This window comes from Mesorhizobium sp. M1307 (assembly GCF_040318155.1).
Classification (GTDB): Bacteria; Pseudomonadota; Alphaproteobacteria; order Rhizobiales; family Rhizobiaceae; genus Mesorhizobium.
Genome location: NZ_JAMYLR010000087.1, coordinates 1 through 6,179 on the forward strand (window position 1 = coordinate 1; position 6,179 = coordinate 6,179).

The 6,179-nt window shown below is 62.6% G+C and carries 9 protein-coding genes; 6 read left to right on the forward strand and 3 right to left on the reverse strand.

Going from position 1 to position 6,179, the window contains the following annotated elements; all coding sequences use genetic code 11:
• Positions 1 to 219 precede the first annotated feature (219 nt).
• The 3 genes from NKH16_RS34445 to NKH16_RS34455 are packed head-to-tail and all read left to right on the forward strand — an operon-like array spanning position 220 to position 1,763.
• Positions 220 to 645: an EVE domain-containing protein gene (locus tag NKH16_RS34445; RefSeq protein WP_352456302.1), complete on the forward strand. Its 426-nt coding sequence runs from the start codon at positions 220 to 222 to the stop codon at positions 643 to 645.
• The gene (locus NKH16_RS34450) at positions 642 to 1,298 is read left to right on the forward strand and encodes a class I SAM-dependent methyltransferase (protein WP_352705002.1); all 657 of its coding nucleotides are present in this window, start codon (positions 642 to 644) and stop codon (positions 1,296 to 1,298) included. Before NKH16_RS34445 ends, NKH16_RS34450 begins: the two co-directional genes overlap by 4 nt.
• 48 nt (positions 1,299 to 1,346) lie before the next feature.
• Positions 1,347 to 1,763: a DUF1761 domain-containing protein gene (locus tag NKH16_RS34455; RefSeq protein ID WP_352509119.1), complete on the forward strand. Its 417-nt coding sequence runs from the start codon at positions 1,347 to 1,349 to the stop codon at positions 1,761 to 1,763.
• A 3-nt stretch (positions 1,764 to 1,766) separates the two neighbouring features.
• On the opposite strand, the gene gcvA is transcribed toward NKH16_RS34455, so the two are convergent.
• On the reverse strand, positions 1,767 to 2,687 hold the full coding sequence (gene gcvA / locus NKH16_RS34460; protein WP_352681917.1) for a transcriptional regulator GcvA: 921 nt from the start codon (positions 2,685 to 2,687) through the stop codon (positions 1,767 to 1,769).
• Positions 2,688 to 2,849: 162 nt separating this feature from the next.
• Between gcvA and NKH16_RS34465 the strand changes: the two genes are divergently transcribed.
• Positions 2,850 to 3,065 carry a hypothetical protein gene (locus NKH16_RS34465; RefSeq protein ID WP_352903880.1) on the forward strand — a complete coding sequence of 72 codons (216 nt, stop codon included), beginning with the start codon at positions 2,850 to 2,852 and terminating at the stop codon, positions 3,063 to 3,065.
• Between the two features lie 140 nt (positions 3,066 to 3,205).
• Here NKH16_RS34465 and NKH16_RS34470 read toward each other — a convergent pair whose 3' ends face one another.
• Positions 3,206 to 3,742, reverse strand: a complete 537-nt coding sequence (locus NKH16_RS34470; RefSeq protein ID WP_245274862.1) for a L,D-transpeptidase family protein — start codon at positions 3,740 to 3,742, stop codon at positions 3,206 to 3,208.
• A 144-nt stretch (positions 3,743 to 3,886) separates the two neighbouring features.
• On the opposite strand from NKH16_RS34470, the gene NKH16_RS34475 reads away from it, so the two are divergent.
• Positions 3,887 to 4,570 (forward strand): response regulator transcription factor, encoded by a 684-nt coding sequence (locus NKH16_RS34475; protein ID WP_023680479.1) that lies wholly within the window; start codon positions 3,887 to 3,889, stop codon positions 4,568 to 4,570.
• Positions 4,571 to 4,695: 125 nt separating this feature from the next.
• The gene (locus NKH16_RS34480) at positions 4,696 to 5,151 is read left to right on the forward strand and encodes a Crp/Fnr family transcriptional regulator (RefSeq protein ID WP_352749646.1); all 456 of its coding nucleotides are present in this window, start codon (positions 4,696 to 4,698) and stop codon (positions 5,149 to 5,151) included.
• Between the two features lie 46 nt (positions 5,152 to 5,197).
• Here the strand turns inward: NKH16_RS34480 and NKH16_RS34485 are convergent, their stop codons facing one another.
• Positions 5,198 to 6,091 (reverse strand): sugar phosphate isomerase/epimerase family protein, encoded by an 894-nt coding sequence (locus NKH16_RS34485; protein ID WP_352749648.1) that lies wholly within the window; start codon positions 6,089 to 6,091, stop codon positions 5,198 to 5,200.
• Between the last annotated feature and the right edge of the window lie 88 nt (positions 6,092 to 6,179).

The window sequence follows — 6,179 nt, forward strand, 5'->3', positions numbered from 1 at the left end:
GCAAGCTTCTCACCATTCTCAACGCTATCGTCCGGGATCAAAAACCGTGGCAAACAACTTGACAGCCAAGACAGTCGCTCTCCCCGTGAAGAACGGGGAGAAGGGAGAAGCTCCAGCGCTGGCGACCCCTCTCCCCGTCCTTACGGGGAGAGGGTAAGGGTGAGGGGCAGCGCCAACGCTGGATAGCGACAAACCGACAACGGCAACGGGACAACTGAGATGAACTACTGGCTGTTCAAATCCGAACCTTCGGTCTTCTCCTTCGAGGACCTCAAGGCCAAGGGCAAGGCCGGCACGCAATGGGACGGCGTGCGCAATTATGCGGCGCGCAACAACATGAAGGCGATGCAGATCGGCGATCTCGGCTTCTTCTACCATTCCAATGACGGGCTGGACATCGTCGGCATCGCCGAAGTCTGCGCTCTGGCCCATCAGGACAGCACCACCGACGATCCCCGCTGGGAGTGCGTCGACATCCGCGCCTTCAAGGCCATGCCGAAGCCGGTGACGCTGGAGCAAGCCAAGGCCAATCAAAAGCTGGCCGACATGGCGCTGGTGCGGCTTGGGCGGCTGTCTGTGCAGCCGGTGACGCCGGCCGAATGGCAAGAGGTTTGCCGCATGGGCGGCCTGACGCCGGCGCCATGACGGCGCTGACGCCGGACAGCGCCAGGAAATTCATCCTCGACAACACGGCGCTGATGGCGCCGCCACATGTGCCGGAGATCCGCCTGCAGCTGGCCGACGAGGCGCACGAACTGTGGCGGCGGACCGAGGACGAGCTGACCGAAATCGGCCTGCCGCCGCCCTTCTGGGCTTTTGCCTGGGCCGGCGGCCAAGGCCTTGCCCGCTACATCCTAGACAATCCGGCGGCGGTGCGCGGCAAGCGCGTGCTGGACTTCGCCTCCGGCTCCGGCCTTGTCGCCATTGCCGCGGTGAAGGCCGGAGCTGCCGAGGTGATCGCCGCCGATATCGACCCGTTCTGCGCGACCGCCATCCGCCTCAATGCCGAGGCAAATGGGACCGAGATAAAATTCCTCATCGGCGACTGCATCGGCAGCGATGCCGGCTGGGACTTGGTGCTGGCCGGCGACGTCTTCTACGACAAAACTTTCGCCGACAGGCTGATGCCATGGTTCGTCGCGCTGAAGGCGCGCGGCGCCGACATTCTCGTCGGCGATCCCGGCCGCTCCTATCTGCCGAGGGCGGGACTGGAGCCGCTTGCCGTCTATCAAGTGGCGGTGACCCGGGCGCTGGAGGACGCCGAGGTCAAGCGCACCACCGTCTGGCGTCTTGCTTGACGGCATCGCCGAACAGGCGTTCCATCGCGCAATCGACCGGAGGGAACCATGGATTTTTCAGCAATCAATTGGCTGGCGGTAATCGTCGCCGCCGTCGTGGCGTGGTTGTTCGGCGGGGCCTGGTACATGGGCTTGAGCAAGCCGTGGCTGAAGGCCGCCAAGCTTGATCCGGCGACGATGAGCAAATCGATGCTGCCCTTCGTCGTCTCCTTCATCGCGGAGCTCGTCATGGCGCTGGTCATGTCGCTGATCATCGGCGCCGTAACCGGCGGCGAGCCGAGCCTGCTTGCCGGGGTGATCTTCGGCTTCGTTCTCTGGCTGGGGTTCGTCGCCACCACGCTTTCGGTCAACCATCGCTACGAAGGTTTCGGCTGGGATCTGACGCTCATCGATGTTGGTCACTGGCTCGGCGTGCTGCTTCTCATCGGCGCGGTGATCGGCTGGTTCGGCGCGGCGGCGGGCTGACCGTCAGGTCGGGGTCCTGGCGATTTCCTCAAGAAGCCAATCGCGAAAGGCGACGATGCGCGGATCATTCGCCGCGGTCTCCGGATAGACCAGGAAATAGGCGAATTCAGGCGCGACCTTGATGCCGAGTTCGAACGGCCGGATCAGCCTGCCTTCCGAAAGATCGTTTGCCACCATGGCGAAATCGGCGAGCGCGACCGCGTTGCCGTCGAGCGCGGCCTGGACGGCATCCGTCGAATTGCCGAACACGATGGTCCGGCTGTCGTCGAAATCGTCGACGCCCGCCGCCGCCATCCACATGCTCCAATTCGGCCAGGTGACGCCCTGGCGCGACCACTCGATATGGGCCAGCGTATGATGGAACAGGTCGCGCGGCTCCTTGAGCGGCGGCCCTGACCGCAGCAAGGCCGGGCTGCAGACGGGGATGATGACGTTTTCGAACAGCCGGTGCGAGCGAAGCCCCGGATATTTGCCGGTGCCGAAACGGATGCCGAGATCGACGTCGTCGCGATCGAAGTCGCGCACCTCGTAACTGATGTCGAAACGCAGCTCGATTGCCGGATGCTGCTTGCGAAAATCGTCGACGCGCCGCATCAGCCACTTCGTCGCGAATTGCGCATCGAGGGTGACCTTCAGCAGCGCCGATCCGCGCGCCGTCTTCTGCGCCCGTGAAACGGCCCGGCCAAGCAGGTCGAGCGCATCGGTCGACGCTTCGAACAGCACCGCGCCCGCCTCGGTAAGCCGGATCGTGCGGCTGGTGCGTGTGAATAGCACGATGCCGAGCTGATCCTCGATTTCCTTGATCTGATGGCTGACCGCTGCCGGCGTCAGGCCGAGCTCGTCGGCGGCGCGGGTGAAATTGAGGTGCCGCGCCGCTGCCTCCAGCGTCCGCAGCGCACGGGTTCCAGGCAGCAGGCGCGCCATCAGTGCCAGACGAGGAGGGTTCGGTCGAGCATTGCAATCCTCAAACAAAACTTGAAGATGCAGAAAAAACTACTCGTTTCCCGTTTTAATTTCAATCCGCCATGCTCTGAGCATCGAAGAAACATCAAACCGGATTTGATGTCCGGAGAAGCGGATTGCACCATGTCTGACATCGCCTTGCGCTCGGTAACCCTCCGCCCGGCCTGGCTGCGCGCCGTGCTTGACTGGCTTCGGCACGCAAAAATCGCGGTCAATCTTCCCTACCAAAATGTCGAGGATCTCTCCGATCGCCAGCTTCGCGACATCGGCGGCGAACGCAAGGACATCGCACGCGCCATGGACCGCGAACTCGGCCGGCTCGGCCTGGCAAAGGAGTAGGGGAGTAGGGGAGTAGGGGAGTAGGGGAGTAGGGGAGTAGGGGAGTAGGGGAGTAGGAAAGCTAAGCGGCGCGCCCGCCCCTGTCTCTACTCTTACTGCCCTATTCCCCTATTCCCCTACTCCCTTATTCCCCTACTCCCTTACCTTACCACCCTTACCACCGTCCGCTCCGACAGCAGCGGCAGCAGCCGTGCCATGGTGCGGGCCGTTACCGCGACGCAGCCTTGCGTCGGCGTGAAGCCGGGGCGCGCCAGGTGGAAGAAGATGGCGCTGCCGCGCCCGCGCCGGCGCGGCACAATGTTCCAGTCCAGCACCAGGCAGGCGTCATAGAGATCGTCGGTGCGCAGCATCCGCTCATGGCTGGCGCCATAGGGGATTTTGACCGGGCGGTTGTAGTTGCGGTCCCCAGGCACTTCGCACCAGCCGAGGTCGCGGCCGATCGGCGTCATCGCCAGCCGCGTCCGGCGGCCGCCGGCAAAACGGTCGCCGCGAAAATATCCCGACAATATCCGCATCGAGGCAAGCGGCGTGGCGCCATCGCCCTCGCGCTTGCCGGCCGAGATGCCGCCATGCCCCAGCGCACATGGAAACACTAGTTTGCCGGCCTGCAGAAAGCCCTGGCTGGGTTGGCCGGGGCGCGCGCGCACGGTGAGCACGGTGAGCCCTTTAGGCAAAATTGCGCCGACTGCATTGCGATCGTGTTTTTTCTTGTATGATCGTGCCACGGAACAAATCACTGTGAACGGCTGTTGTGCCGGTCAGCTTCCGCATAAACAGGCAGCGGTCAACTGAAATCTCTTTTCAAAACAATGGATTGATCCATGACTTCACGCACCATTCTGATCGTCGACGACGATGACGACCTGCGCGGCACCCTTGTCGAGCAATTGTCGCTTTATGAGGAATTCGATGTCCTGCAGGAAGCGACCGCCGCCAAAGGCGTCGCCACGGCGCGTGGCGGGCTCATCGACCTGCTCATCATGGATGTCGGCCTGCCCGACATGGATGGCCGCGAGGCGGTAAAGATATTGCGCAAGGGCGGCTACAAGGCGCCGATCATCATGCTGACCGGCCATGATACCGATTCCGACACCATCCTTGGCCTCGAGGCCGGCGCCAACGACTATGTGACGAAGCCGTTCCGTTTTGCCGTGCTGCTGGCCCGCATCCGCGCGCAGTTGCGCCAGCACGAACAGAGCGAGGACGCCACTTTCTCGGTCGGCCCCTACACGTTCAAGCCCAGCCAGAAGCTTCTGATCGACCCGCGCGGCGCCAAGGTGCGGCTGACCGAAAAGGAAGCCTCGATCATCAAATATCTCTACCGTGCCGACCAGAAGGTGGTGACCCGCGACGTGCTGCTGGAGGAAGTCTGGGGCTACAATTCCGGCGTCACCACGCATACGCTCGAAACTCACGTCTACCGGCTGCGCCAGAAGATCGAGCGCGATCCTTCCAACGCGGAAATTCTCGTGACAGAAAGCGGCGGCTACAAGCTGGTTCCTTAAACATTTCATTATTCAAATAAGCGATCCGGGCGGGGCGCTTTTCGGGTACGGTCCTGAGGCTGGAGGTGGTTTTGGATCGGCCTCGTAGGGGAGGAGTCGGACTGACGGTTCGGGGACATAGCTAGATGGCGCTGGATGACGACATCCGCATCCTGTCCACCGTGGGGCTCTTCGAGGGCTTTACGCAGGAACAACTGCGTCTGCTCGCCTTCGGCGCCGAAACCACCAGGTTGCAAGCCGACCACAAGCTTTACCGCGAGGATGACGCGGCCGATTGCGCCTATATCGTGATCAGCGGCCGCATCGTCCTCTACCGCGAGCACGATGGCGAGCGCATCCCGATCGGCACCGCCGGCCCCGGCACCATGCTCAGCGAACTGGCGCTGATCGCCGATACCAACCGGCTGACCAGCGCCTCCGCCGAAATCGATTCGGAAGTGCTGCGGCTCAGCCGCAAGATGTTCCGCCGCATCCTTGAGGAATACCCGGAGCTGGCGGTTCACCTGCACCAGCGCATCTCGGAGGATTTCCAGGCGATGATTCGCCGCATCGAGGAACTTGGGCCGCGTTTTGCCGGCTAATATAGCGCCTCTGGCCTAACCAGATCGACTTCGGAACTGCGAGGGCTCAAGGCCGATGCGTTGCGGAAACAAGCTCGGCCTTGCGTCGTGCCGTCTCCAGTCCCAGCGCGATGAAGCGGCGCGCATGCTTGGCCAGTTCCATATTGTCGGTCCACAGATTGCGCCAGATGGCGGTTTTCCGCGACAGGTTCTCATCGACGATTTCCGACGAGAAGGATTCGAAGCTGAGGTCGTCGCTGTAGCCGATGGCGGTCAGCGCATCGAAGATCGCGGCGAAATCGATGTTGCCCGTGCCGAGGAAGCCGCGATGGCTCTCGCCGATATGGACATAGCCGATCTTCTTTGCGGCGTTGCGAATGGCCAAGCCGACATCGGCCTCCTCGATGTTCATATGGAAGCTGTCGAGATGCAGGAAGATGTTGTCGGAGCCGCTGTCCGCGATGAAGGCCATGCCTTGCGCGGCGGTGTTGAGCAGGTTGCTTTCGAAGCGGTTGACGATCTCGAGGTTGAGGCTGACGCCGGCTGATTTTGCTGTCTCGGCCACCTCGGCCAGCGTGCCGGCGCTGCGGTTCCACTGGTCACGCGTCGGCGCCTCGCTCTGCAAGCCGTGGCTGGTGCTGAGGATGCCGGCAACCTTCTGGCCGCCGAGATCGCGGGTCAGCGCGATCGTACGTTCCAGGATTTCGACGCCGTGCGCCGCAATCGTTTTGTCGGCGCTCGAAATATCGCCGTCGGCCGGCAGTCCAATGCTGATCGCAACGCCGAGGCCGAGATCGGCGATCCGCTTGGCCAAGCCGTCAATGTCGACATTGGCGGGGTCGAGATAGGAGAATTCGATCAGGTCGAAGCCGGCTTCCCTGGTGTTGGCCAGCGTCCGCTCGAGGTCGCCCTGCGCCGAGCTCGCCGACCAGACGAATGAGTGGATTCCGATGCGCGACATGATCGTCTCCGGTTATTTCCAGCTGACCCAAGTCCAAAGCGGTTTTGGCAAGCCGATGCTCGGACAAAAAGGTGCGGCCGGTCATCCC

Excerpts from the sequence above, each read along its gene's own strand:
- NKH16_RS34445 (WP_352456302.1), top strand. The coding sequence starts at position 220 with ATGAACTACTGGCTGTTCAAATCCGAACCTTCGGTCTTCTCCTTCGAG.
- NKH16_RS34450 (WP_352705002.1), top strand. The coding sequence starts at position 642 with ATGACGGCGCTGACGCCGGACAGCGCCAGGAAATTCATCCTCGACAAC.
- NKH16_RS34455 (WP_352509119.1), top strand. The coding sequence starts at position 1,347 with ATGGATTTTTCAGCAATCAATTGGCTGGCGGTAATCGTCGCCGCCGTC.
- gcvA (WP_352681917.1), bottom strand. The coding sequence starts at position 2,687 with ATGGCGCGCCTGCTGCCTGGAACCCGTGCGCTGCGGACGCTGGAGGCA.
- NKH16_RS34465 (WP_352903880.1), top strand. The coding sequence starts at position 2,850 with ATGTCTGACATCGCCTTGCGCTCGGTAACCCTCCGCCCGGCCTGGCTG.
- NKH16_RS34475 (WP_023680479.1), top strand. The coding sequence starts at position 3,887 with ATGACTTCACGCACCATTCTGATCGTCGACGACGATGACGACCTGCGC.
- NKH16_RS34480 (WP_352749646.1), top strand. The coding sequence starts at position 4,696 with ATGGCGCTGGATGACGACATCCGCATCCTGTCCACCGTGGGGCTCTTC.
- NKH16_RS34485 (WP_352749648.1), bottom strand. The coding sequence starts at position 6,091 with ATGTCGCGCATCGGAATCCACTCATTCGTCTGGTCGGCGAGCTCGGCG.